A 23,837-nucleotide genomic window follows, 5' to 3' on the forward strand; every position below is an offset into this window, starting at 1 on the left:
CCTGAGCTTTGGATTTCAACAAGGCGTGACCAGCTTGCAGCGTCGCGGAAACGAAAGAGGGGGCCTGCACGGGCGGCAGACCCCCTCGAACGCGATGATCTACCCCTCTGCGTGAGAGAGGCAAACCAAGACTTTAGGCCGCCGAACCGCCGGCCAGGTTGCGCAGCACGTAGTTCAGCACGCCGCCGTTCTTGAAGTACTCAAGCTCGGTCGGGGTATCGATGCGGCAGCGGACCGGGAAGCGGGCGATGCGGCCGTCCGACGGACGGTACATCTCGACGGTCAGCTGCTTGCGCGGAGCCAGCTCGGTGAGGCCGCGAATGGTCACGATCTCCTCGCCGGTCAGGCCCAGCTTCTGCCAGCCGTCCTGGGTGAACTGCAGCGGCAGCACGCCCATGCCGACCAGGTTCGAGCGGTGGATGCGCTCGAAGCTTTCGGCGATGACCGCGCGGACGCCCAGCAGCTTGGTGCCCTTGGCCGCCCAGTCGCGCGACGAGCCGGTGCCGTATTCCTTGCCGGCGAAGACGACCGCCGAACGGCCTTCGGACTGGTAGCGCATGGCCGCGTCGTAGATCGACATCACGTCGCCCGACGGGAAGTGCTTGGTCACGCCGCCTTCGATTTCCGGGGTGATCTTGTTGCGGATCCGGATGTTGGCGAAGGTGCCGCGCATCATGATCTCGTGGTTGCCGCGGCGCGCGCCGTAGGAGTTGAACTCCGTGGCGGGCACTTGGCGTTCACGCAGATAGACGCCGGCCGGCGAGGTCGCCTTGATCGAACCGGCCGGGCTGATGTGGTCGGTGGTGATCGAGTCGCCGAACACGCCGAGAATGCGGGCCTCGACGATGTCGGTGACCGGCGACGGCTCCATCTTCATGTCCTGGAAGTACGGCGGGTTCTGCACATAGGTCGAACCCATGTCCCAGGCGTAGGTCTGGCCGCCGGACACCTTGATGCCCTGCCAGTTCTTGTCGCCCTTGAACACGTCGGCGTAGCGGGTCGCGAACATCTTCTGGGTGACGTGCTTACGCTGGAGCGTGGCGATCTCTTCCGAGGTCGGCCAGATGTCCTTCAGGAACACCGGATTGCCGTCCTTGCCTTCGCCGAGCGACTCGGTGGCCAGGTCGATGTTCATGTTGCCGGCCAGGGCGTAGGCGACGACCAGCGGCGGCGAGGCCAGGTAGTTTGCGCGGACGTCCTGGTTCACGCGGCCTTCGAAGTTGCGGTTGCCCGAGAGCACCGAGCAGGCGACCAGGTCGTTGGCGTTGATGGCTTCCGAGATGGCTTCCGGCAGCGGGCCGGAATTGCCGATGCAGGTGGTGCAGCCGTAGCCGACCAGGTTGAAGCCGAGCGCGTCGAGCGACTTCGTCAGGCCGGCGGCCTTCAGGTAGTCGGTCACGACCTGCGAGCCGGGGGCCAGCGAGGTCTTCACCCACGGCTTCACCTTCAGGCCCTTTTCGACCGCCTTCTTGGCGACCAGGCCGGCGGCGATCAGCACCGAGGGGTTCGAGGTGTTGGTGCAGGAAGTGATGGCGGCGATCACCACGTCGCCGTTGCCGACGTCGAACTTCTCGCCGGCCACCGGCACGCGGGGCTCTTCACCCGACTTGCCGAAGTCCTTGGCCAGGGCGGCCTTGAACTCGGAGGCGGCGTCCGACAGCAGCACGCGGTCCTGCGGGCGCTTCGGGCCGGCCAGCGAGGGCAGCACCGCGCCCAGGTCCAGCTCGAGGGTGTCAGTGAAGACCGGGTCCGGATCGCCGGCCTCGACCCACATGCCCTGTTCCTTGGCGTAGGCTTCCACCAGATCGGCGCGCGCGGCGTCACGGCCGGTGGCGCGCAGGTAGTCGATAGTCGCCTTGGTGACCGGGAAGAAGCCGCAGGTGGCGCCGTACTCCGGAGCCATGTTGGCGATCGTCGCCTGGTCTTCCAGGGTCAGGTTGGCCAGGCCCGGGCCGAAGAATTCGACGAACTTGCCGACCACGCCCTTCTTTCGGAGCATCTGGGTGACGGTCAGCACCAGGTCGGTGGCGGTCGCGCCGTCCGGCAGGTTGCCGGTCAGCTTGAAACCGATGACTTCCGGGATCAGCATCGGGATCGGCTGGCCCAGCATGGCCGCCTCCGCCTCGATGCCGCCGACGCCCCAGCCCAGAACGGCCAGGCCGTTGATCATGGTGGTGTGCGAGTCGGTGCCGACGACGGTGTCCGGATAGGCGACCGAGGCGCCGTCCTCTTCGTTCAGCCACACGGTCTGGGCCAGGTACTCGAGGTTCACCTGGTGGCAGATGCCGGTGCCGGGCGGCACGACGCGGAAGTTGTTGAAGGCCGACGAACCCCAGCGCAGGAAGCGGTAACGCTCGATGTTGCGCTCATACTCGCGCTCGACGTTCTCGCCGAAGGCCTTGGCGGTGCCGAAGTGGTCGACCATGACCGAGTGGTCGATGACCAGATCGACCGGGTTCAGCGGGTTGATCTTCTCGGGATCGGCGCCGAGTTGGGTCATGGCGTCGCGCATGGCGGCCAGGTCGACGACGGCCGGAACGCCGGTGAAGTCCTGCATCAGGACGCGGGCCGGGCGGAAGCTGATCTCGTGCTCGACGGCGCCCTTGTTGTCGATCCAGGCGGCCAGGGCCTTGAGGTCATCGGCGCCGACGGTGGCGCCGTCTTCATTGCGCAGCAGGTTCTCGAGAAGGACCTTCATCGAGACGGGCAGACGCGCGACGTTCGAAAGACCGGCTTCCTCTGCGGCGCGAAGGCTGTAGTAGACGTAGGTCTTGTCGCCGACGACCAGTTCGCGGCGGGTCTTCAGGCTGTCGTTAGACGCCATATCAGGGATCCTTCCTCTGTTCTCGGCCGCTCTTGGACCACTTCGGGGATCGCGCGCTTTTCGGGGCGGACACACAGCGTTCGTCCCAGCGCCGCGTACGCCCCCCAAGGTGGCGACGGCCGCGCGCGTCATAGACCCTGATTTCCTAACCGTCCATGCAGGGCGGGGCATTTCCTCGCTACCTGAGAACCACCCGCAAGGAGCCGGCGCGTGATCGAGGCGCTGGTGATCGAAAATCTGGCGCTCCAGCGCGGCGGAAGGCTTTTGTTTTCGGGCCTTAGCGTCGAATTGCCAGCCGGTTCCGCGGCTGCGCTGGTCGGTCGCAACGGCGCCGGCAAGACCAGCCTGCTGCGGGCGATCGCCGGGCTGGTGCCGCTGGACGCCGGCGTCATCCGCTTCGGATCGCTGGACCCCGTCGACGCCCGCGCCGAGCACGTCCACCTGGCCGGCCACCAGGACGGCCAGAAGCCCGCCCGAACCGCCTGGGAAGAGCTCGCCTTCTGGGCGCGCTGGAACGGGGCGAGCGAATCGGCGGCGCGCGAAGCGGCGGCGCGGCTGGAGCTGACCCGGCTGCTGGACCTGGAGGTGCGGCGGCTGTCGGCCGGACAACGGCGGCGGCTGTCGCTGGCCCGGCTGCTGGCCGCGCCGCGCGCGCTTTGGCTGCTCGACGAACCGCTCAGCCCGCTCGACGCCGACTGGCGCGCGCGCTTCGGCGAGATCATGGGCGAGCATCTGGCCGGCGGCGGGCTGATCGTCGCGGCGGTGCACGATCCGCTGCCGATCACGGCGCTCAGCGTTGAGATCGGGGAGACCGCGCCATGAGCCGCGCCACGGCCTTGCTCTCGCGCGAAGCAGCCCTGGCCTGGGGCCGCGGCGGCGGCCCGATGGTCTCACTGGCCTTCTACGGCGGCGTCGCCACCCTGCTGCCGCTGGCCACGGGGCCCGAGCCCGCGCGGCTGGCGGCGGTCGCGCCGGGCGCAGCCTGGGTGGCCCTCGCGCTCGCCGCCCTGCTCTCGCTCGACCGTCTGTTCGAGCGCGACTACGAGGACGGGGCGCTGGACCTGCTGACGCTGTCGTCGGTGCCGCTGGAGATCGCCTGCGCGATCAAGTGCCTGGGTCAGTGGCTGGCCACCGCCGCGCCGCTGGCCTTCGCCGCCCCTGTGGCGGCCATCGCGCTGGGGGCCAAGCCGCATCTGGCGCCGTTGATCTTCGCCTGCGCGCTGATGGGCGGGCTGGCCTTCGCCTTCGTCGGCGGCATCGGCGCGGCGTTGAGCCTGGGCGCGCGGCGCGGCGGCCTGCTGACCGCGGTGATCGTGCTGCCGCTGTTCGTGCCGCCCGTGATCTTCGGCGGCGGAGCGCTGGACGCCTACGCCGGCGGGCTGCCGTGGAAGGCGGGGTTCGCCCTGCTGGCGGCCTATGCAGCCGCCGCCGTGGCGCTGGGCCCGATCGCCATGGCAGCTGCCTGCCGCAACGCGCTGAGCTGATCTAGTCGGTCACCGCCGGCTGCGGCTTGGGCTGCCACATGGCGTTCACGATCACCCAGCGGTCGCCGAACCGGCCAAGGTGGAAGTAGTCGACGAACCAGGGCGTCTCGACCCGGGCGACGGCGACGTCGCCGGCGATGTCGAGCACCTTGACCAAGCGGCTCCATTGCTCGCGCGGGGTCTTGAGAACGCCGCGGCGGGTCAGGTCGACGAGCTCCTCCTTGCTCATTCGGCGCAGGCCCAGCGCCTCGTCCGGCGTCGGCTTCACCGCGCGCTTGGCGAGATCGGGATGCAGCGAACGCGCAACACGGTCCGCGTCGCCTTCCAGTTGGCCGTCGACATAATCGTAGGCGGTCGCCTCGATCTTCCGCACCGCGACCTCGTCCAGGTCCGCCGCCAGGGCCGGACCGCCGGCCAGAACGCAGGTCGCCGCCAGGCCCGCAAAAAGCTTGCGCATGAGTTCCTTCTCCGTGTTGCGCTGGGGCCGAGCCCCCGAAAGCCACGCGACGTGTAATCGATCCAGTTGAACCGCTTGCAGCATTGTCGACGAAAAGCTCCGAAACGGCGACGGACTTCACCAACCGCGCCGTTGAAGGGTCAGAGGGGCGGCAATCGGAGCATTTGACCCATGACCTTCAAGAAACTCGCGCCTGTCGCGCTCGGCGGCGTCCTGCTGACCGGCCTGATGGCCAGCGCCAGCGTCGCACAGCAACCGCCGCCCGCCGCCGCGGCCGGCCAGCCGCGCGATGGCCGCGGCGAATGGCGTCGTCCGGACCCGGAGGCGATGGCCGCGCGCCGCGCCGAGCATCTGCGCGCTGCGCTGCAGCTGCGGCCGGACCAGGAACCGGCGCTGAAAGCCTTCCTCGACGCCAGCAAGCCGGCCGCCCGCCCGGCGCGCGGCGACCGCGCCGCCATGGCCCAGATGTCTACGCCGCAGCGGCTCGACGCCCAACGAGCGCGGATGACCGAGCGCCTCGCCCGCTTCGACCAGCGCGCGGCGGCGACCAAGAAGTTCTACGCCCAACTGAGCCCCGCCCAGCAGAAGGCGTTCGATACGCTGGCGCCCCGCGGCCCCGGCAAGGGCAAGGGCCCTGGCGGCCGCGGGGGCCACGGACCGCAGCGCGGCTAGCCCGTTCCCATGCTAAAAGGGACGGGCGATGCTGTTCAAGGCGCCCGTCCTGGCGGCCATCGCGGAAGGCAAGGTCGACCTGGCCTTCCGTCGGTGGCGCAAGCCGACCGTCAAGGCCGGCGGGACCCTGACCACGCCGGTCGGGGTGCTGGCCATAGACGAGATCATGATCGTCGCAGCCGAGACGATCAGCGACGCCGACGCGGTCCGCGCCGGCTATGCGTCAGCCGCCCAGGCGGTGGCCGCCCTGGAGGGCGAAGCCCCCATCCACCGCATCGCCTTCCGCCTGATCGGCGAGGACCCGCGCCGGGCCCTGCGGCTCGACGTCTCGGACGCGGCGCTGGGCGAGATCGAAGCGCGGCTGGCCCGGCTCGACGCCCGCGGCCCCTGGACCGCGACGGTGCTCGACCTGATCGCCGCCCATCCCGGGGTGCGCGCCCCAGACCTCGCCGCTCGGCTGGGCCGCGAGACCGTCGCCTTCAAGACCGACGTGCGCAAGTTGAAGGCGCTGGGCCTGACCGAGAGCCTCGCGGTCGGCTACCGGCTCTCGCCCCGCGGCCAGGCATTGCGCACGCGCCGCTTGCAGCCTGGGTCGCCCGACGCTAAGCCGCAGGCATGATCCCGGCGCCGGCCTTTTTGTCGAATCCCGAGCGGTTCATGGCCTTTTCCCGCTGGGCCGCCCCGATGTTCGGCGCCATCGCCGTCGTCCTGGCGCTGGCCGGCCTGTGGCTGGGCTTCACCGCGCCCGAAGACTACCAGCAGGGCGACACGGTCCGGCTGATGTTCATCCACGTGCCAGCCTCGTGGATGAGCATGTTCGTCTACGCCTGCCTGGCGACAGCGAGCTTCCTGGCCCTGGTCTTCCGCCACGCTTTGGCCGACGCGGCCGCCCGCGCCGCAGCCCCGCTGGGCGCGGCCTTCACCTTCATGGCGCTGTTCACCGGCTCGCTCTGGGGCCGTCCCATGTGGGGCACCTGGTGGCAATGGGACGCGCGCATGACCTCGGTGCTGGTGCTTTTCCTGGTCTACCTGGCCTATATGGCCCTGCGCGCCTCGCTGGACGACGAGACGAAGGCCGCCCGCGCCTGCGCGATCCTGGCCCTGGTCGGGGCGGTGAACCTGCCGGTGATCAAGTTCTCGGTCGACTGGTGGAACACCCTGCACCAGGGCGCTTCGGTGTTCCGCGCCGACGGACCGGCCATGACCAACGACTATCTGTGGCCGCTGCTGCTGATGGGTCTGGCCTACATGTCGGCTTTCGGCTCGCTGTGGCTGGTCGGCATCCGCGCCCAGGTCTGGCGTCGGCGGGCCGAGGCCGCCGCCCTGCGCGCGGCGAGAGGATAATCCGATGCTCGACCTCGACGCCGGCAAGTACGCGATCTTCGTTTGGCCGGCCTACGGCCTGACCGCCCTCGTCTTCATCGGAATGATCGTCTTCACTTTGCGCCAGTCGCGTATCTGGCGCCGCCGCGCCGAGCGGGACGGCCAGTGAACCGGACCCTCGCCTTCCTGCCGCTGGCCGCGCTGCTGGCGCTGGGCCTGCTGTTCGGCCTCTATTCCCTCAAGCGCGATCCCCAGGTCCAACCCGACGCCCTGGTCGGCAAGCCCCTGCCGGACCTGACCCTGCCGACACTCGACACCGGCCGGCCTATCCGCCTGCACGACGCCGCCCAGCCGGCCCCGGTGCTGGTCAACATCTTCGCCTCGTGGTGCGCCCCCTGCGAGATCGAGCACCCGGTTCTGGTCGACCTCAAGAAACAGGGGGTGCGCATCGTCGGCGTCGCCTACAAGGACGCGCCGGAGAACACCAAGGCCTTCATCGGCCGGCTCGGCGACCCCTATTCCGAGCGCCTGGTGGACCGTGACGGCCGGGCGGGCATCGACCTCGGCGTCACCGGCGTGCCCGAGACCTATCTGGTCGGCCCCGGCGGGACGATCCTGGCCAAGCACACCGGGCCGCTGACCCTGGAAAAGGCGCGCGAGTTGCTGGCCAAGGCGCCGCGTTAACCAATCCTTGAGGCGGCGCAACGAAACCTCGCCAAGGTTCCGTTAACCATAGTTGCGCCGCCCGTGAGCACGATCCGCCCGCCGATCTTCCCGACGCCACAGCCGCAGGCCCAGCCGACGGCGCCCGCGCGCAACAGCGCCCAGCAGGCGTTCTTCGCCGCGGCGATGGGCCGCCCGGCCGCCGCCCCGACGCAGGCTCAGGTCCAGACTCAGCCGCAGGCCCCGGCCGGGCCGGTTCACCGCATGCCCGCCTCATTGCCGGCCGACCCGCCGCAGAAAATCCTGCGCCCGGGTTCGATCCTCGACATTCGGGTCTGAAACGCGGCTAGGCCGCTTTCTTGAGCTTCTTTTTCTTCGGCTTGCCGGCCTTGGCCTTCTTCGGCTTCTCAGCCTTGTCCGCCTTGGGCTTCTTGGCTGGCGCAGCGATCGGCACCGGCGCGGCGGCCGCCTCGTCGGCCGCCCGGATCAGCTCGCGCAATCCCGTCGTCAGCGCCTCGCGCTTGGCGGTCGACAGCAGGCGCAGCAGCCGCGCATCCGCCGCCGCCATCTTCGGCTTGGCCGCGGCGAGGGCCAGGCGTCCGGCTTCGGTCAGGCTGACGGCGTTGGCGCGGGCGTCGGCGGTCGAGCGCTGGCGCTCCAGCAGGCCCTTGACGATCATCCGCGCGACCATGTCGGCCAGGGTCGAGCGATCGATGCCGGTGGTCCGCACCAGATCGGTCTGGGTCAGGCCCTCATAGGCCTCGACCGCGGCCAGCACCGCATATTGCCGCTGAGTGACGCCGCCCTCGCCCTGCTCGTCCGCATAAATGTCGAGGGCCAGCTGCAAGGCCCTATGCAGCAGATGACTGGGCGACTTCTCAAGGGCCGGCAGGCCCTTCTTCTTGTCCTGGGACTTCGACTTGGCCATCCGGTTCCACCCCCGCCTGTCGACACGCCTGGACGCTAGCGGCGTACGGTGTCGATTTGACGACACATGGTCAGTGGACGGCGCCGGCGCCAGGGGCCTCCGGAGGCTATTCGACGTGGGGCGGCGGCGGCTCGTCGGTCTTGGCGTACTTCATCATCAGCGGCACCTGGGCGAAGCCGAACAGCACCGTGAGGATCAGCAGGCCCGGGAAGCGGAATACGACCCAGACGTCGTCGGGCTGGGTGCGCCAGACGAACTCGTTCAGCGCCGCCAGCGCCAGAAAGAACAGGCCGTAGTTGAGGGTCAGCTTGCGCCAGCCGACGTCCGGCATCTTCACCGCGTCGCCCAGCAGCAGCTTCAGCGGGTTCTTGCGCAGGACCAGCCCGCCCAGCAGCGCCACGCCAAACAGGGTGTTCATCACCGTCGGCTTCAGCTTCACGAAGCGGACGTCGTGGAAGAACAGGGTCAAGCCGCCGAACACCAGGGCCGCGCCGCCGGCGATCAGCGGGAACGGCGCGATGCGCTTTTCGAACACGAACCCAACGACCAGGCCCAGGAGCGATCCGCCGACCAGCCACCAGGTCGCCTGGACCAGCGCCTCCTGCGAGGTCATGCCGCCGCCGCGGTTCAGGAAGAAGCCGATCAGGAACGCGACCAAGCCGCCGTAGTCGACGACGCCGCGGACCCATTTGCGTGCGCTGGGGGAGAGCTTCATGCCTCGTCGAGTCCGACCAGGGTGCGGGCGAAGGCGCGCGCCTTGAACGGCTGGAGATCGTCGATCCCCTCGCCCACGCCGATAAGCTTGATGGGGCTGTCGGACGCCTGGGCCACCGGCACCAGCACGCCGCCGCGGGCGGTGCCGTCCAGCTTGGTCATGACGATTCCCGACACCCCGATCTGGTTGCCGAAGATGTTCTCCTGGGCCAGCGCGTTGCGGCCCACCGTGGCGTCCAGCACCAGCAGGGTTTCGTGGGGCGCGTCCGGCTCGACCTTCTTGACCACGCGGATGACCTTCAGGAGCTCGTCCATCAGGCCCTGCTTGTTCTGCAGACGACCCGCGGTGTCGATCAGTACGACGTCGTAGCCATCGGCCTTGGCCCGCTCGACCGCGTCGAAGGCCAGACCCGCGGCGTCCGAGCCGGTGGGCCGCGACATGAAATCGGCGCCGGCCCGCTCGGCCCAGACCTTCAGCTGCTCGACCGCGGCGGCGCGGAAGGTGTCGCCGGCGACGACCAGCACCTTGGCCCCGCGAGAGGTCAGGTCGGCGGCGATCTTGCCCAGGGTGGTGGTCTTGCCCGAGCCGTTGACCCCGATGAACATCACCACGTAGGGGCGCGGCCCAGTCAGCGGCGCGAACTCGCCCTCACGGCTTTCCAGCTCGGCGCCGATGGCTTCGGCCAGGGCCTCCTTGATCTCACGCTCGTCGACGCTCTTGCCGAACTTCTCGTCGGAAAAGCGCTGGGTGATGCGCGCAGCCGAGTGCGGGCCGAGATCGGCCTCGATCAGCATCTCTTCCAGCTCGTCGAGCTTGGCTTGGTCCAGCGGCTGCTTGGTGAAGGTGGAGACCACCTGTTCCGTCATCTGTTTCGACGAGCGCGACAGCCCGGCGGTCAGACGTTGGAACCAGCCCTTCTTCGGTTCGGTCATGGGCCGCTTCTAGCTCGTCAAAGGGTTGCGCGATAGAGGATGAAGCCATGGACGCGCTCGCCACAGCCTTCGCCTGGTTCGACTACGCCGCCGTCGCCGTGTTCGGCGCCACCGGGGCGCTGGCGGCGGCACAGCGCAAGCATGACATCGTCACCTTCGCCTTCTTCGCGGCGGTCACCGGGGTCGGAGGCGGGACCTTGCGCGACCTCCTGCTGGACGCCCCGGTATTCTGGGTCGGTCGCCCGGACTATTTGATCGTTTGTCTCGCCGCGGCGGGAGCGGTCTGGATCTTCGGCACCGGCAGCGCGCGGATGAAAGTGCTGCTGTGGTTCGACGCCCTGGGCATGGCCGCCTACAGCGTGATCGGCGCGGCCAAGGCGCTGTCGCTGGGCGCGCCGCCGTTCTCGGCCCTGGTGATGGGCGTGCTGACCGCGTGCTTCGGAGGCGTCATCCGCGACGTGCTGGCGGGTGAGCCCTCGGTGCTGCTGCGTCGCGAGATCTACGTCACCTGCGCCCTGATCGGCGCCGCGGTCTATGTGGTGCTGGATACGCTAGGCCTGCGCGACGTCTGGACCGGGCTGCTCGGCTTCGCCGCGGCGTTCGCGGTGCGGGCCGGCGCGATCCGCTACGGCTGGACGCTGCCGGCCTTCCCGGGGCGCGGAACGTCCTGACGACCTAGGAAATCCGCGCCAGCGCCTTGCCGCCGTCGTGGCCGTGGACGGCCAGCGCCGCCACCGATCCGACGCTCACCTCGCCCTCGAAGGCGATCTCGGTGAAGTCCTCGGCCCGCGCCACGCCCGGCCGCTCCACCAGCCCCAGCAGGGTGCGGCCAACCTGACGATCCAGGTGACGCAGCAGAGCCGCTTCGCCGGCCGCGCGCAGGCGTGCGGCGCGCGCCTTGATCACCGGGCGCTGGAGCTGCGGCATCCGCGCCGCCGGGGTGCCCGGCCGCGGGCTGAACGGGAAGACGTGCAGGAACGAGAGCCCCGCCTCCTCGACGAGGCGCAGCGTATTCTCGAACATCTCGTCGGTCTCGGTCGGGAAGCCGGCGATCAGGTCGGCGCCGAAGGCGACGTCGGGGCGCACGGCGCGCACGTCGGCGACCAACTTCAGGGCGTCGGTGCGATTGTGACGGCGCTTCATGCGCTTAAGGATCATGTCGTCGCCGGCCTGCAGCGACAGGTGCAGGTAGGGCATCAGCCGGCGGTCCTCGGCCAGCACCCGCATCAGGTCCGGATCGATCTCAGCCGCATCGATCGACGACAGCCGCAGCCGCGGCAGGTCCGGGACCAGCTTCAGGATCCGCGCGACCAGTTGGCCGAGGGTCGGCTGGCCCGGCAGGTCGGCGCCCCAGCTGGTCACGTCGACCCCGGTCAGCACCACTTCCTGGTAACCCTGGGCGGCCAGCTTGCGGACCTGTTCGACCACCTCGCCAGCCGGCGCCGAGCGCGAGTTTCCGCGGCCGTACGGGATGATGCAGAAGGTGCAGCGGTGGTCGCAGCCGTTCTGCACCTCGACATAGGCGCGGGCGCGATCCTTCAAGCCGTCGATCAGGTGACCGGCGGTCTCGCGCACGCTCATGATGTCGTTGACGCGGACCTTGCCCTCGGGGACCTGGTCGGCATAGGCGCCGGCCTGCGACTTCTCGGCGTTGCCGAGCACCAGGTCGACCTCGGCCATGGCCGCGAAGGCGGCCGGATCGATCTGCGCCGCGCAGCCGGTGACGATCAGCTTGGCCTCCGGGTTCTCGCGCCGGGCCTTGCGGATCGCCTGGCGCGCCTGGCGGACGGCCTCATTGGTCACCGCGCAGGTGTTGAAGACGATGGCGTTCTCCAGCCCGTCCTCGGCCGCACGCGCGCGGATGACCTCGCTCTCATAGGCGTTCAGGCGGCAGCCGAAGGTGACGATGTCGACGCCGCCGGGCTCGGCGCGCGCCGTGCGCGGCGTCAGCTCGAAGTCTTCGAGGGCGTCGTGGTCGTGGCTCACGGCAAGGTTCCGGTGAAATCGACCTGGGCCGGCCCGGTCATGATCACATGGCCGTCGCTCTCGCGCCACTCGATGACCAGCTCGCCGCCGTCCAGCACCAAAGTCGCCTTGCGGTCGACCAGCCCGCGGCGGAACGAGGCGACCAGCGCCGCGCAGGCGCCGGTGCCGCAGGCCTTGGTCAGGCCCGCGCCGCGTTCCCAGACCTTCAGCCGGATGCGGTCGCGCGCGACGATCTGGGCGAAGCCGACATTGACCCCCTCCGGGAACAGCCGGTGATGCTCGATCATCGGACCGACCTGCACCACGGGCGCGGTCTCCACGTCCGGCACGAAGAACACCACGTGCGGATTGCCCATCGAGACGCAGCCCGGCGTGTGCAGGATCGGATCGTCGATCGGGCCGACCTGCAGCTCTATGCCGCGGGTGTCCATCTCTTCGTCCAGCGGGATCTGCCGCCAGTCGAGGCCCGGCTCGCCCATGTCGACGCTGACGATCTTGTCGCCGGCGCGGGTGGCCGTCAGCAGACCGCCCTGGGTCTCGATCACCGCCTGGTCGGCGCCGGAAGCCTCCATCAGCAGCCAGCCGACGCAGCGGCTGGCGTTGCCGCAGGCCCCGACCTCGTCGCCGTCGGCGTTCCAGAATCGCACGCGAGCGTCAGCTTTCGCCGACGGCTCTATAGAAACCAGCTGATCGCAGCCGACGCCGGACTTTCGATCGGCGATCGCGCGCACCTCCGCCGCAGTGGGCGCGAAGGGGGCGGTGCGGGCCTCGACCACGACGAAGTCGTTGCCGAGCCCGTTCATCTTCAGGAACGGACGGCTCATGGCCGGGGCTATATAGGCGAGCTGCGATCACCTTGCACGCGACAAGCCCAGCCTGCCCCGCTAAGCGTAACGGCCATGAAGCTTGTTACAGCAGCGCTTTTTGGCGCTCTCATCGCCGCCCCGGTCGCCGCCATTGCACAAGCCGCCGACCCGTTCATCTGGCTCGAAGATATCGACAGCCCCCGCGCCATGGCCTGGGTCGAGGCCCAGAACGCCAAGACCCTGGCCCGGCTGGAGGGCGATGCCCGCTACCCGACCTTCCTTGGCGAGGGCCGCGCGATCTTCACCGCCACCGACCGCATCCCGAAGCCCGACTTCCGGGCCGGCGGGGTCGACAACTTCTGGCAGGACGCGACCAACACCCACGGCGTCTGGCGCCACACGACCCTCGCCTCCTATCGCAGCGCCGCGCCGACCTGGGACGTGGTGCTGGACGTCGATAGGCTGGCCAAGGACGAGGGCCGCAACTGGTTCTGGAAGGGCGCGACCTGCCTGAAGCCGGACGAGACGCTTTGCCTGGTGCGGCTGTCGAACGGCGGCGGCGACGCGGTGGAATTGCGCGAGTTCGACACCGCGACCAAGACCTTCGTCGAAGGCGGCTTCCGCTCGCCCGAGGGCAAGCAGGGCGCCGAGTGGATCGACCGCGACACCCTGGTCGCCTGGCGTGAATGGACGCCCGGCGAGGTCACCGCCTCGGGCTACGCCAACGTGGTCAAAATCCTCAAGCGCACCGGCGAAGCCACCGAGATCTTCCGCGGTGAAGAGTCCGACGTCTGGGCCAACGCCAGCGTGCTGCGCGGCGAGGGCGGCAAGACCGACGGGGTGCTGATCCAGCGCGGCCTGACCTTTTTCGAGTCCGACTACTCGCTCTATTCCGACGGCCGCCTGACCCCGGTCGCCCTGCCGAAGAAGGCCCAGTTCCAGGCCTATGTCGACGGGCGGATGATCTTCACCCTGCAGGACGCCTGGAACGGCTTCGGAACCGGGGCGCTGATCGCCTACGACCCCAAGGACCTGGCCGCGGGGCCGGCGCTGGTCTTCCAGCCCGGCCCGCGCCAGGCGATCCAGTCGGTCACCAACACCAAGGGCCTGCTGGCGGTCGAGCTGCTGGAGGACGTCAAGGGCGCGGTCGACGTCTACGACCTGACGGCCGGCAAATGGACCGCACGGCGCCTGGCCCTGCCCAAGGGCGAGACGCTGTCGATCATCTCCACCTCGGGCAAGGACGACCAGCTGTTCGTCGGGGCCGAGGGCTTCCTGACCCCGTCGAGCCTGTGGCTGGCCGACGGCGCGACTGGCAAGGCGCAGAAGCTCAAGTCGCTGCCGGCCCGCTTCGACGCCGGCAAGGACCAGGTCGACCAGTTCTGGGCGACCTCGTCCGACGGGACCAAGATCCCCTACTTCGTGGTCCGCCCGAAGGCAGCCAAGCTGGACGGATCGATCCCGACCATCATGTACGGTTACGGCGGGTTCGAGGTCGCCAAGCCGCCGATCTATATCCCGGAGTTGGGCAAGATCTGGCTGGAGCGCGGCGGCGCCTATGTGATCGCCAACATCCGCGGCGGCGGCGAGTTCGGTCCCGCCTGGCACCAGTCGGTGCTGCGCGACAAGCGCCAGCTGGCCTTCGACGACTTCGCCGCAGTCGCCCGCGACCTGGAAGCGCGCAAGATCACCTCGCCACGCCGCCTGGGCATCTACGGCCGATCGAACGGCGGGGTGCTGACCACCGTCTCGCTGACCCAGCATCCCGAGCTCTGGAACGCCGTCGTCGTCGAGAGCCCGCTGGTCGACATGCTGCGCTACCACAAGCTCTCGGCCGGGGCCTCGTGGGTCGGCGAGTACGGGAACCCGGACGTCGCCGAAGACCACGCCTTCATCGCCAAGTACGACGGCTACCTGAACCTGATGGCCGGCCAGAAGTACCCCGAGCCCTACGTCACCACGAACACGCGCGACGACCGGGTGCACCCCGGCCACGCCCGCAAGTTCGCCGCTAAGCTTGAGGCTCTCGGCTACCCCTACCTCTATTTCGAGAACACCTTCGGCGGGCACTCGAACGACGCCGACCCGGAGATGAACGCCAAGCGCTGGGCCCGGCACTACGTGTACCTGGCCCAGAAGCTGATGGATTAGGACCAGGCGTCATCCCGGTTTGCGAAGCAAGACCGGGACCCATGAACACCGGATCTCTCGGTGCGTGCTCGGCGCCGTCCGGCGCAAATGGGTCGCGGTCTTCGGCTGCGCCGAAACCGGGATGACAGCTGGGGTCACGCCCCGCGCCGCCATTCCACGGCCATGTCGGGCTCGCGGAAGGCGAAGCGCTTGAGGTGGCTGTCCATCACCTTCTCAAGCAGGGCCAGGCTGTCAGGGTCGCCCGCGCGGGCCACCATCATCAGGGTTTCGGGGGCGGCCCGCAGCGCGGCCTCGCCCATCTCGAAGGTGATCTTGCCCTCGTGGTCGTTCCATTCGGCCGGGACCTTGTGGCCGAAGTGCTTGCAGAGCTGCACCATGTAGCGGCCGGCGTGGGCGGTCGGGACGGTGGCGCTCGATTTCATGACGGCCTCCATGTTCAGGCCTTCTCGATCTTGGCGACGGCGTCGTCGATGGCCGCGACAATCGCGTCCACCTGGGCGTCGGTCGGCTTTTCGCCCGCGAGCTTGACCCGCAGGGCCATGGCCAGGTTCTGCATGGCCCGGGCCACGCGGGGCGAAGAGCGCGGCGAGGATTCAGCCGCTTCGTCCAGCCGAGCGAAAACGGCGTCCACCGCCGGCTTGTTCCGCTCCAGCGCCTCCAGGCCGGTCTCGGTGATCTCGAAGGCCTTGCGGCCGCCCTCGGCGCCGGTGGGTCGGGCGAAGCCCTCGTCTTCCAGCAGGCTCAGGGTCGGATAGATCACGCCGGGGCTCGGCCGATAGGACCCGCCGGTGCGCTCCTCAAGCGCGCGGATCAGTTCGTAGCCGTGGCTCGGCTTGTCCTTGAGAAGCGCCAGGATGACGAAGCGCAGGTCGCCGTGCTCCAGCAGCCGGCCGATGCGCGGTCCGCCGCGGCCGCGGCCGCCCCAGTGTTCGCCGCCTCGGCCGAAACCGCCGCCGCCGAAGGGCCCGCGGCCCCGATGCTCGCGATGAGCTTTCCAATGATGATGTCGGTGCATTTTCGATCCTATTTAGATATGTCTCAATTGCAGATATATCGAAGTTGGATCGAGGTTCAAGATATATCTAAGATGTTTTTAGATCGTCAGGTGCGGAGGGTCTCGGCCAGCAGTCGGCCCTCGGCGGCGCGGCTGGAGCCGGACCGCCAGGCGACGACGATCTCGCGGCTCGGATGGTCGGCCTCGAGCGGCATCACCGCCACGTCCGCCGCCTCGGTCAGGCCGGCCGCCACCGCCATCGCAGGCAGGAAGGTGACCCCCAGGCCCGAGCCGACCATCTGAACCAGGGTCGGCAGCGAGGTCGCCGCGAAAGCCTCCTCCTCGCCCGTCGCCCGCGGCGGGCGCAGCCCGCAGGCGGCCAGGGCGTGGTCGCGCAGGCAGTGGCCGTCCTCCAGCAGGATCAGGTCGTCGCTCTCCAGGGCCGAGGGCGGGGCCGCCGCCTCGCGGGCCAGCGGGTGCGTGCGAGGCAGCGCCGCCAGCAGCTCGTCGTCGGAGACGTGGGCGTGGGCCAGGCCGCTCATGTCGTAGGGCAAGGCGATCAGCGCGGCGTCCAGCTGGCCAGCCTTCAGAAGCGCGATCAGCCGATGGGTCAGATCCTCGCGCAGATAGAGGCGCAGTTTCGGGAAACGGGCGCGCAACAGCGGCAGCGCCCGCGGCAACAGGAACGGGGCGACGGTCGGGATGACGCCAAGCCGGAAGCGGCCGGTCAGCGGCTGGCCGGCGTTGCGGGCCGACTGCACCAGCTCCTCGGCTTCGTTGAGGATGGTCGTGGCCTTCCCCAGCGCCACCTCGCCGATCGCGGTCAGGATCACCCCCGAGCGCGCCCGATCGACGACCGGGCCGCCGAGAATCTTCTCCAGCTCCTGCACCCCGGCTGAGAGCGTGGGCTGGGTGACGTGGGCCGCCTCGGCGGCGCGGCCGAACGAGCCGTGCTCGGCCAAGAGCTTGAGGTACTGGAGCTGTCGCAGGGTCGGGAGGTTCATAGGCCCAAGATAGGAAATTTCTATCCGAAAGCCAGAAACTATCGATTGGCCTTTTGTGCGCTGCAGCACTATCTCAACGCCACGGCTTCGGCCGACCAGTTCAAATCATTTGGAGAGATCGATGCTCGGCGTTGGTGAAAAGCTTCCGGAATTCAAAGTCGTCGGCGTGAAGCCGAAGTTCAACCGTCACGAAGAAAACGGCGAAAGCGCCTTCGAGACCCTCACCAACGAATCGTTCCCCGGCAAGTGGAAGGTCATCTTCTTCTACCCGAAGGACTTCACCTTCGTTTGCCCGACCGAAATCGCCGAGTTCGCGCGCCTGAACCCGCAGTTCGAAGAGCGCGACACCGTCGTCCTGGGCGGCTCGACCGACAACGAGCACTCCAAGCTCGGCTGGCGCCGTGAGCACCCGGACCTCAACAGCCTGGCCATCTGGAACTTCGCCGACAACAGCGGCAAGTTCGCCCGCGCCCTCGGCGTCCTGAACGAAGACGAGGGCGTCGCCCTGCGCGCCACCTTCGTGGTCGACCCGCACAACGTCGTGCAGCACGTCTATGTGACCAACCTGAACGTGGGCCGCGCTCCGGCCGACACCCTGCGCGTCCTCGACGCGCTGCAAACCGACGAACTCTGCCCGTGCAACCGCGCGGTCGGCGGCGAGACCCTGGCGGCCTAAAGGCCTTCAGCAAACGGACGGGTCACGACCCGTCCGCACGCCGCCTAGTCCGGGCCGCCGCTCCTCCCCGCGCGGCCCGGACGCCTCTTTGCCCTTTATCCTGGCGTAAGCGTCGCCGAGACTGGCGGACGCCTTTGCACGCCTAAAGTTTGGAGAACGCCATGTCGCTCGACGCCCTGCGCGAGACGTTGCCCGCCTACGCCAAGGACCTCAGCCTCAACCTGTCGAGCCTGGCCAACGAGACCCTGCTCACCGATCAGCAGAAGTGGGGCGCTTTCGTCGCGTCGGCCCACGCGGTGGGCACGCCGGCGGTGATCAGGGCGGTCGACGCCGCCGCCGCGGCGGCCGGTCTCTCGGCCGAAGCGGCGACCGCCGCCAAGGCCGCCGCCGCGATCATGGGCATGAACAATGTCTACTACCGCTCGCTGCACCTGCTCTCGAACCCCGAGTACAAGACCCTGCCGGCCAAGCTGCGGATGAACATCCTGGCCAATCCCGGCGTCGACAAGGTTGACTTCGAGCTGTGGTCCACCGCCGTTTCGGCTATCAACGGCTGCGGCATGTGCCTGGACGCGCACGAGTCCGAGCTGAAGAAGCACGGCATGCCGAACACCTCGATCCAGGCCGCCCTGCGCATTGGCGCGGTGGTCAATGCGGTCAGCCGCGTGGTCGCCGCCGAGACCGCCTCGGCCGCCTGACGCGCCCGCTTCGACGGACGTCCTTTCCGCCCGCCCGGCCCATAGCCAGGCGGGCGGAATCGTTTCCGAATGCCGCCTTCGTCCAGGAGGCCCGCGCCATGTCCGTGTCAGACCGTATCCGGGTGCGCGACGTGCGCCTGCTGTCCGATAACTGGTATGTGCTGAAGGCCACGACCTTCGACTGGCGGCGGGCCGACGGGACCTGGCAGACCCAGAGCCGCGAGACCTACGACCGCGGCAACGGCGCGGCGCTGCTGCCCTACAATCTCGCCGCGCGCACCGTGGTCCTGACCCGTCAGTTCCGCTACCCGGCCTATGTGAACGGCCATGACGACCTCTTGGTCGAGGCCCCCGCCGGCTTGCTCGACGACGCCACGCCCGAGGAGCGCATTCGCGCCGAGGTGGAGGAGGAGACCGGTTACCGGCTGGGCGCCATCCGCAAGATCTTCGAGTGCTTCATGAGCCCCGGCTCGGTGACCGAGAAGCTGCACTTCTTCGTCGCCGAGTACGACGCCGCCATGCGGGTCGGCGACGGCGGGGGGCTGGAGAGCGAGGGCGAGGAGATCGGCGTCCTCGAACTGCCGTTCGACGAGGCCATGGCGATGATCGAACGCGGCGAGATCGCCGACGCCAAGACCATCATCCTGCTGCAGTACGCGGCGCTGAACGTCTTTCGGGCCTAGGCCTCCAGGGCCCGCGCCAGCCGCGCCACGCCGCCCGCCATCATCCGCTCCGGGAAGCCCGAGAAGCCCAGCATCAGACCCTGGCGCGGCTGCGCCTGGCGATAGAGCCGGCTGATCGCCCGCACGCTGACCCCGCCGGCGGCGGCGGCCGCCTCGACCTCGAGATCCGGGCCGCTCCCCTTCAGATAGGCGATCAGGGTCATGCCCTGGTCGGGGACGTCGACCTCCAGAAGATGGCCGAGCTGGGCCTCCAGCGCGCCGGCCAGGGCGTCGCGCTGGGCCTTGTAGGCCAGCCGTCGCCGGCGGATGTGGGCGGCGAAATGACCCTCGCGGAAGAAGTCCAGCACGATCGCCTGGGTCAGGGTCGGCGGCTGGCGGTCCATCAGTTGGCGGGCGTTGGCTAGGGCCGTGGCCAACGGCTTGGGAGCCACCATGTAGCCCATGCGCAGGCCCGGAAAGAGCGCCTTGTTGAGGGTGCCGACATAGATCACCCGCTCGCCGCCATCGAGGCCCTGCAGCGACTCCAGCGGCGGGCCGGTGTAGCGGAACTCCGAGGCGTAGTCGTCCTCGACGATCCAGGCGCCGGCGGCCCGCGCCCAGGCCAGCAGCTCCATCCGCCGACCCATCGAGAGCGTCATGCCGAGCGGATACTGGTGCGAAGGGGTGACGAAGGCCACGCGCGCCTCGGGCGCCGCCTCGACCCCGGCTGCGACCACGATCCCGTGCCGGTCCACCGGCGCATGAAAGATGTCGGCCCCCATCGCCGCCAGGGCGTGGCGGGTGGCCGGATAGCCGGGATCCTCCATCCACACCCGGTCGCCGTCCTTCAGCAGCACCCGGGCGGCGATGTCGACGGCGTGCTGGGCGCCGGCCGTGACGATCACCTGGTCGGGCTCGCAGATCACCCCGCGCGCGGCCCGCAGATAGTCGCTGATCGCCGCCCGCAGCGCGTGGTCGCCGCGGGGGTCGGAATAGCCGAAGTGGACCGGATCGAGATGGCGGAGCGCCCGCCGCGTCGATCGCGACCAGGCGTCCTGCGCGCGCGCATCCAGCAGGGTGCGCCCGGTCGTGAACAGCCGCTGCTCGGGCTGAGGCGTCGGCAGCGCCGCCTCGTCCAGCTCGCGGACGCGCGGGGGCACCACCGCCGGCTCGTACGCCTCGGGCGGCGTCGGCTTCAGTTCGGCGACGCCGGAAAGGTCGCCGGAGACATAGGTGCCCGAGCCCGGCCGGCCGACCGCATAGCCCTCGGCCAGCAGCAGATCGTAGGCGGCCACAACCGAGGCCCGCGCCACGCCCAGGCGGCGGGCGAAGTCGCGGCTGGAGGGCAGCCGTTCGCCGGGCTTCAGCGCGCTCTGCACGATGGCTCCACGCACCTGGTCGTAGATCTGCCGGATCACCGGCTCGCCGGCCTGCGGGCCGCGCCACGGATAGATGTCGGCCCAGCTCATTCAGCCTCCCCGCCGCAATGTGGTCTGGACAGATAGCCGATACTGGATCTTCACAACAGTCCGCATGCAGCTAGTCTTTCCGCGAAAGGAGCCACTGGGATGAGCAGCTTCACCCCGACCCCGCGCTCGCGGGCCCGGCGCAAGCCCGACCGCGCCGCCTATGACGAAGAGGCGGTGTTCGCCATTCTCGACGCTGGACTACTCTGCCATGTCGGCTACGTGATCAACGGCCAGCCGTTCGTCACCCCGACCACCTACTGGCGCGAGGGGCGCAAGCTCTACTGGCACGGCTCGGCCGCCAGCCGGATGCTGAAGGCGCAAGGCTGCGGCCTGCCGGTCTGCGTCACGGTCAGCCAGATCGACGGCCTGGTGCTGGCGCGTTCGGGAATCGCGCACTCGATGAACTACCGCTCGGTGATGGCCTTCGGCCGCGCGCGGCTGATCGAGGGACTGGCCGCCCGCCGCGCAGCGATGGAGGCGTTCATCGACCGGCTCTATCCCGAGCGCTCGGCCGAACTGCGCCCCTCGACCGACAACGAGATCCTGCAGATCGGCCTGGTCGAGATGACCATCGAGGAGGCCAGCGCCAAGCGGCGCGACGGCGGCGTCAATCGCATGGCGGCCGACGACGGCTGGAGCGCCTGGAGCGGGGTGATCCCGGTCGAGACCCGGCTTGGCGCGCCGATGGCCGACGCCCATCAGAGCGCCGGCGCGGCGCCGTCGCCGAGCCTTGACCTCTACGAACCGGGCGCGCGCCTCGACGCGGTGCTGACCAAGGCGGCGCGGAGTTAATTCGGCTTGCCCGTCTCGACGTAGGTCTTGAGCCGCGCGACCTGCTCGCCGAGCACGCCGTCGACGGGCGCGGCCCAAGTCTGGGCCAGGCCGCCCCTGGCGTAGCCGCCGACGTCATAGGTCAGGGTCAGTTGCGTCTTTTTCGAATCGCTGGTCTTGCCGAACGCCAGGCCCAGGTGCCCGCTCGCCCCGGTCGTCGCCAACGGCCCCAACGCCCCGGCCAGCCGCAGGGCGTCCGGCGCGGAATAGACCAGGGTCATGTGGCGCACAAAGCCGTCTGGAAGCTTCTCGCAAAAGCACCCGGACGCATCAATCGACAGGTTTTTCGCATCGCCCGAATAGGTGTGGCTGCTGTTCCACCACTTGCCGATGTCCAGCGCCGCGGTGCGGACCTTGGCCGCCGGCGCGGCGATCTCCACGACGTGGCGCACCTGAAATCCGGCCGGGCCGCTGTCGGCGACTTCGGCGTGCGCCGAGCCGGTCGCCAGCAGCAGCGCGGCGATAATACCCAGCACTTTCATGATCTTGGGCCTCCCTAAGCCTTCTCGAAGCTTAGCGGCCCTCCCCAGAAGGTCTCAACCAGCAAGTTCTGCGCGCCCGGCTCGCCCGTGGTGACGAACCGCCGCCCGGCCCCATCGCCGGTGCGGTACTCCGGATGCTTGGCGAGGTACGCCTCCAGCGCGTCGGCGGTCGCCTGCGGCTGGTGGATCAGCGGCGTGCCGGGCTTCAGCGCCGCGCGGAAAATGTCGGCGATGATCTCGTAGTGGGTGCAGCCCAGGATCGCCCGGTCCGGAGCACGGCCGACGCGGGTGGCCACCGCCGCCACGTGCGCCTCGACGGCCTGGGCCAGCTCGACGGCGCCGGCGCCGTTCTCGATCATCCGCGCCAGCTCGGGGCAGGGCTCGGCGAACACCGCCACGTCCTGGCGGCGCTTGTCGATCTCGATCTCGTAGACTCGCGAACGCGCCGTGGCCGGTGTGCAGAACACGGCCAGGATGTCGAGCTTCTCGATCTTGTCGCCGCGTAGCTCGGCCTCGTGCTCCCAGGGCATGCCGGTCGCCGCCTCGATGGTCGGGACGATGATGCCGAGGATGTTGACGGGTCGTCCCAGCGCCTTGCGATAGCCCGGCAGCCAGGTCTGCTGCAGCCGCCGCAGGGCGATGGCCGAGGCGGTGTTGCAGGCCAGCACAACGAGATCGCAGCCGAGGTCGAACAGATGCTCGCAGCCGGCCCGGGTCAGCTCGACGATCTCCTCGCCGGTCCGCCCGCCGTACGGCGCGTTGGCCTGATCGCCCAGATAAATGAAGTCGGCCCGCGGCAGCCGCTGCACGAGCGCGCGGTGCACGGAGAGCCCGCCCACGCCGGAATCGAAGACGCCAATGGCCATGTCCCTGGATGTAACCGGGCCCGCGGCGGCCGTCCATGCGGCCGTTCGCCGAACTGCGACATTTCAAATTGACAACCGTGTCAGGCTGACATATCTGTCAAATCAAGCGTTGCAGTGTGGTGTGTAAACCCAGCGGACGGCCCGAGACGCAGGCCGGCCGCGCGTATTCCTTTTTCCCCAGCGTCGCCTGCCAACCTGGACCCGAAAACCTAGCAGCCATGGCCCTCCCCGCCCGCGCCCCCACCTCTCCCGACACCCCGTCGCCGACCTGGCAGATCGGGGTTGAGGTCGACCTCGCCACCGCGCTTGCGCTGTCGCGTGCGACCACCCGCGCCCTGCTCGAGCTCTCGCCGCTCGCGCATCGCGAAATCACCGCCGCCCTGGAACACGAGATCGACGTGCTCGAACGCCAGAGCGATCCCCTGTCGCTCGCCGCCGCCAACGCGGTGCGCCAGTACCTGCCCGAGGCCGCCTGACTCCCCGGCGTCCCATGCGGGTCAATCTTGAGGCCCGGGCCGCGGCGGCCGAGCAGCGCAAGGCGCAAACGCGCGAGCGCCTGCTCGAGGCCGCCATCGCGGTTATCGGCGAGAAGGGCCCCGACGCCTGCTCGATCGAGGACTTCGTCGCCGCAGCCGACGTCTCCCGCGGCACCTTCTACAACTACTTCCCGACCGCCGAGGACCTGCTGCGGGCGGTGAGCCGCAAGATCATCGCGGCGATGACCGCGGTGCTCGACGCCCGGCTGCCGGCCAGCATGTCGGTGTCGCTGCGCCTGGCCACCCGGCTGCACAGCTACATCCTCTCGGTCAGCCGCGACCCGGCCTGGGGCTGGATGACCGCCCGCCTCGACGGATCGCGGCTCGAACGCACCCCGGTGCTCGAGGCCAATCTCGACCTGATGTTCTATGAGGGCGTGTCGCGCGGCGAGTTTCGCGACATGGACCCGGCCGCCGTCCGCACCCTGGTGTTCGGCGCCAGCCGCATGGTCCAGCGAGACATCCTGATGGGCCTGTCCAGCCCGGAGCACGCGATCCAGGTGGTCGCCCTGGTGCTCAACGCCTGCGGCCGGCCCTACGAGTCGGCGCTGGCCGTCAGCCGCGAAGGCGCGTCCGTCGCCCTGGAGATCCAGGCCGTCCTCGACGCGGCCTGACGTCACATTACGACCGTGTCATGTGACGTCGGTTCGGCTTGACCTTAAGGTCGCCGCCTTCCCA

At 69.3% G+C, this 23,837-nt stretch carries 29 protein-coding genes; 16 read left to right on the plus strand and 13 right to left on the minus strand.

All coding sequences use genetic code 11. The annotated features are described in order from the left end of the window. Nucleotides 1–133: 133 nt before the first annotated feature. Nucleotides 134–2,824, minus strand: a complete 2,691-nt coding sequence (acnA, locus tag GGQ61_RS16305; protein ID WP_183775145.1) for an aconitate hydratase AcnA — start codon at nucleotides 2,822–2,824, stop codon at nucleotides 134–136. A 210-nt stretch (nucleotides 2,825–3,034) separates the two neighbouring features. Here acnA and ccmA point away from each other — a divergent pair, with 210 nt between their 5' ends. After that, entirely contained in the window at nucleotides 3,035–3,646 is a 612-nt protein-coding gene (gene ccmA / locus GGQ61_RS16310) for a heme ABC exporter ATP-binding protein CcmA (RefSeq protein ID WP_183775147.1), read from the plus strand. Continuing rightward, nucleotides 3,643–4,308, plus strand: a complete 666-nt coding sequence (gene ccmB, locus GGQ61_RS16315; RefSeq protein ID WP_183775149.1) for a heme exporter protein CcmB — start codon at nucleotides 3,643–3,645, stop codon at nucleotides 4,306–4,308. Before ccmA ends, ccmB begins: the two co-directional genes overlap by 4 nt. A gap of 1 nt (nucleotide 4,309) precedes the next feature. Here the strand turns inward: ccmB and GGQ61_RS16320 are convergent, their stop codons facing one another. After that, nucleotides 4,310–4,765, minus strand: coding sequence for a nuclear transport factor 2 family protein (locus tag GGQ61_RS16320; RefSeq protein WP_183775151.1), 456 nt, complete (start codon nucleotides 4,763–4,765; stop codon nucleotides 4,310–4,312). Between the two features lie 171 nt (nucleotides 4,766–4,936). Here GGQ61_RS16320 and GGQ61_RS16325 point away from each other — a divergent pair, with 171 nt between their 5' ends. The 6 genes from GGQ61_RS16325 to GGQ61_RS16350 all read left to right on the plus strand — a co-directional run bounded on the left by GGQ61_RS16325 (nucleotide 4,937) and on the right by GGQ61_RS16350 (nucleotide 7,762). Next, the gene (locus GGQ61_RS16325) at nucleotides 4,937–5,437 is read left to right on the plus strand and encodes a Spy/CpxP family protein refolding chaperone (RefSeq protein WP_183775153.1); all 501 of its coding nucleotides are present in this window, start codon (nucleotides 4,937–4,939) and stop codon (nucleotides 5,435–5,437) included. A 28-nt stretch (nucleotides 5,438–5,465) separates the two neighbouring features. Then, complete coding sequence (locus tag GGQ61_RS16330; RefSeq protein WP_183775155.1) at nucleotides 5,466–6,056, plus strand: hypothetical protein; 591 nt, start codon at nucleotides 5,466–5,468, stop codon at nucleotides 6,054–6,056. A 38-nt stretch (nucleotides 6,057–6,094) separates the two neighbouring features. Then, the gene (gene ccmC / locus GGQ61_RS16335) at nucleotides 6,095–6,781 is read left to right on the plus strand and encodes a heme ABC transporter permease CcmC (RefSeq protein ID WP_246370993.1); all 687 of its coding nucleotides are present in this window, start codon (nucleotides 6,095–6,097) and stop codon (nucleotides 6,779–6,781) included. A gap of 4 nt (nucleotides 6,782–6,785) precedes the next feature. Beyond that, nucleotides 6,786–6,929 carry a heme exporter protein CcmD gene (ccmD, locus tag GGQ61_RS16340; RefSeq protein WP_183775165.1) on the plus strand — a complete coding sequence of 48 codons (144 nt, stop codon included), beginning with the start codon at nucleotides 6,786–6,788 and terminating at the stop codon, nucleotides 6,927–6,929. Beyond that, nucleotides 6,926–7,444 carry a DsbE family thiol:disulfide interchange protein gene (locus tag GGQ61_RS16345; RefSeq protein ID WP_183775166.1) on the plus strand — a complete coding sequence of 173 codons (519 nt, stop codon included), beginning with the start codon at nucleotides 6,926–6,928 and terminating at the stop codon, nucleotides 7,442–7,444. Before ccmD ends, GGQ61_RS16345 begins: the two co-directional genes overlap by 4 nt. 63 nt (nucleotides 7,445–7,507) lie before the next feature. Then, nucleotides 7,508–7,762: a hypothetical protein gene (locus tag GGQ61_RS16350; protein ID WP_183775168.1), complete on the plus strand. Its 255-nt coding sequence runs from the start codon at nucleotides 7,508–7,510 to the stop codon at nucleotides 7,760–7,762. A gap of 7 nt (nucleotides 7,763–7,769) precedes the next feature. Here GGQ61_RS16350 and GGQ61_RS16355 read toward each other — a convergent pair whose 3' ends face one another. The 3 genes from GGQ61_RS16355 to ftsY form a co-directional block, all read right to left on the minus strand. After that, nucleotides 7,770–8,351, minus strand: coding sequence for a MarR family winged helix-turn-helix transcriptional regulator (locus tag GGQ61_RS16355; RefSeq protein ID WP_183775170.1), 582 nt, complete (start codon nucleotides 8,349–8,351; stop codon nucleotides 7,770–7,772). 106 nt (nucleotides 8,352–8,457) lie between these two features. Continuing rightward, nucleotides 8,458–9,066: an inner membrane-spanning protein YciB gene (locus tag GGQ61_RS16360; RefSeq protein WP_183775172.1), complete on the minus strand. Its 609-nt coding sequence runs from the start codon at nucleotides 9,064–9,066 to the stop codon at nucleotides 8,458–8,460. Further along, nucleotides 9,063–9,998 carry a signal recognition particle-docking protein FtsY gene (gene ftsY / locus GGQ61_RS16365; RefSeq protein ID WP_183775174.1) on the minus strand — a complete coding sequence of 312 codons (936 nt, stop codon included), beginning with the start codon at nucleotides 9,996–9,998 and terminating at the stop codon, nucleotides 9,063–9,065. The genes GGQ61_RS16360 and ftsY overlap by 4 nt, the downstream gene beginning before the upstream one ends. 47 nt (nucleotides 9,999–10,045) lie before the next feature. On the opposite strand from ftsY, the gene GGQ61_RS16370 reads away from it, so the two are divergent. Then, nucleotides 10,046–10,669 carry a trimeric intracellular cation channel family protein gene (locus tag GGQ61_RS16370; RefSeq protein ID WP_183775176.1) on the plus strand — a complete coding sequence of 208 codons (624 nt, stop codon included), beginning with the start codon at nucleotides 10,046–10,048 and terminating at the stop codon, nucleotides 10,667–10,669. Nucleotides 10,670–10,673: 4 nt separating this feature from the next. On the opposite strand, the gene mtaB is transcribed toward GGQ61_RS16370, so the two are convergent. Together mtaB and dapF are read right to left on the minus strand one after the other, a co-directional pair. Further along, nucleotides 10,674–11,948, minus strand: a complete 1,275-nt coding sequence (gene mtaB / locus GGQ61_RS16375; protein WP_221221094.1) for a tRNA (N(6)-L-threonylcarbamoyladenosine(37)-C(2))-methylthiotransferase MtaB — start codon at nucleotides 11,946–11,948, stop codon at nucleotides 10,674–10,676. Between the two features lie 32 nt (nucleotides 11,949–11,980). Further along, nucleotides 11,981–12,808 (minus strand): diaminopimelate epimerase, encoded by an 828-nt coding sequence (gene dapF / locus GGQ61_RS16380; RefSeq protein ID WP_183775180.1) that lies wholly within the window; start codon nucleotides 12,806–12,808, stop codon nucleotides 11,981–11,983. 75 nt (nucleotides 12,809–12,883) lie between these two features. Between dapF and GGQ61_RS16385 the strand changes: the two genes are divergently transcribed. Further along, the gene (locus GGQ61_RS16385) at nucleotides 12,884–14,941 is read left to right on the plus strand and encodes a prolyl oligopeptidase family serine peptidase (protein ID WP_183775182.1); all 2,058 of its coding nucleotides are present in this window, start codon (nucleotides 12,884–12,886) and stop codon (nucleotides 14,939–14,941) included. Between the two features lie 134 nt (nucleotides 14,942–15,075). On the opposite strand, the gene GGQ61_RS16390 is transcribed toward GGQ61_RS16385, so the two are convergent. The 3 genes from GGQ61_RS16390 to GGQ61_RS16400 all read right to left on the minus strand — a co-directional run bounded on the left by GGQ61_RS16390 (nucleotide 15,076) and on the right by GGQ61_RS16400 (nucleotide 16,939). After that, nucleotides 15,076–15,363, minus strand: coding sequence for a DUF2218 domain-containing protein (locus GGQ61_RS16390; protein ID WP_221221082.1), 288 nt, complete (start codon nucleotides 15,361–15,363; stop codon nucleotides 15,076–15,078). 14 nt (nucleotides 15,364–15,377) lie between these two features. Further along, nucleotides 15,378–15,956, minus strand: coding sequence for a PadR family transcriptional regulator (locus GGQ61_RS16395; RefSeq protein WP_183775186.1), 579 nt, complete (start codon nucleotides 15,954–15,956; stop codon nucleotides 15,378–15,380). Between the two features lie 86 nt (nucleotides 15,957–16,042). Then, nucleotides 16,043–16,939: a hydrogen peroxide-inducible genes activator gene (locus tag GGQ61_RS16400; RefSeq protein WP_183775188.1), complete on the minus strand. Its 897-nt coding sequence runs from the start codon at nucleotides 16,937–16,939 to the stop codon at nucleotides 16,043–16,045. 121 nt (nucleotides 16,940–17,060) lie between these two features. On the opposite strand from GGQ61_RS16400, the gene GGQ61_RS16405 reads away from it, so the two are divergent. The 3 genes from GGQ61_RS16405 (at nucleotide 17,061) to GGQ61_RS16415 (ending at nucleotide 18,996) form a co-directional block, all read left to right on the plus strand. Next, a complete protein-coding gene (locus GGQ61_RS16405; RefSeq protein ID WP_183775190.1) occupies nucleotides 17,061–17,615 on the plus strand; it encodes a peroxiredoxin in 555 nt (184 codons plus the stop codon). Nucleotides 17,616–17,776: 161 nt separating this feature from the next. Further along, on the plus strand, nucleotides 17,777–18,313 hold the full coding sequence (gene ahpD / locus GGQ61_RS16410; RefSeq protein WP_183775192.1) for an alkylhydroperoxidase, AhpD family: 537 nt from the start codon (nucleotides 17,777–17,779) through the stop codon (nucleotides 18,311–18,313). 98 nt (nucleotides 18,314–18,411) lie between these two features. Continuing rightward, on the plus strand, nucleotides 18,412–18,996 hold the full coding sequence (locus tag GGQ61_RS16415) for an NUDIX domain-containing protein (protein WP_183775194.1): 585 nt from the start codon (nucleotides 18,412–18,414) through the stop codon (nucleotides 18,994–18,996). Here GGQ61_RS16415 and pdxR read toward each other — a convergent pair. Further along, nucleotides 18,993–20,444 (minus strand): MocR-like pyridoxine biosynthesis transcription factor PdxR, encoded by a 1,452-nt coding sequence (pdxR, locus tag GGQ61_RS16420; RefSeq protein WP_183775196.1) that lies wholly within the window; start codon nucleotides 20,442–20,444, stop codon nucleotides 18,993–18,995. The genes GGQ61_RS16415 and pdxR overlap by 4 nt on opposite strands. A 99-nt stretch (nucleotides 20,445–20,543) precedes the next feature. Here pdxR and GGQ61_RS16425 point away from each other — a divergent pair, with 99 nt between their 5' ends. Then, the gene (locus GGQ61_RS16425) at nucleotides 20,544–21,236 is read left to right on the plus strand and encodes a pyridoxamine 5'-phosphate oxidase family protein (protein ID WP_183775198.1); all 693 of its coding nucleotides are present in this window, start codon (nucleotides 20,544–20,546) and stop codon (nucleotides 21,234–21,236) included. Here GGQ61_RS16425 and GGQ61_RS16430 read toward each other — a convergent pair. Continuing rightward, complete coding sequence (locus GGQ61_RS16430; protein ID WP_183775200.1) at nucleotides 21,233–21,757, minus strand: ATPase; 525 nt, start codon at nucleotides 21,755–21,757, stop codon at nucleotides 21,233–21,235. The two genes, GGQ61_RS16425 and GGQ61_RS16430, sit on opposite strands and share 4 nt — an antisense overlap. A gap of 14 nt (nucleotides 21,758–21,771) precedes the next feature. Then, entirely contained in the window at nucleotides 21,772–22,623 is an 852-nt protein-coding gene (locus GGQ61_RS16435) for a glutamate racemase (protein ID WP_183775202.1), read from the minus strand. A 218-nt stretch (nucleotides 22,624–22,841) separates the two neighbouring features. Between GGQ61_RS16435 and GGQ61_RS16440 the strand changes: the two genes are divergently transcribed. Both GGQ61_RS16440 and GGQ61_RS16445 read left to right on the plus strand, forming a co-directional pair. Next, nucleotides 22,842–23,099 (plus strand): hypothetical protein, encoded by a 258-nt coding sequence (locus GGQ61_RS16440; RefSeq protein ID WP_183775204.1) that lies wholly within the window; start codon nucleotides 22,842–22,844, stop codon nucleotides 23,097–23,099. A gap of 14 nt (nucleotides 23,100–23,113) precedes the next feature. After that, on the plus strand, nucleotides 23,114–23,773 hold the full coding sequence (locus GGQ61_RS16445) for a TetR/AcrR family transcriptional regulator (protein ID WP_183775206.1): 660 nt from the start codon (nucleotides 23,114–23,116) through the stop codon (nucleotides 23,771–23,773). Nucleotides 23,774–23,837: the final 64 nt, after the last annotated feature.

This window comes from Phenylobacterium haematophilum (assembly GCF_014196295.1).
Lineage (GTDB): Bacteria > Pseudomonadota > Alphaproteobacteria > Caulobacterales > Caulobacteraceae > Phenylobacterium > Phenylobacterium haematophilum.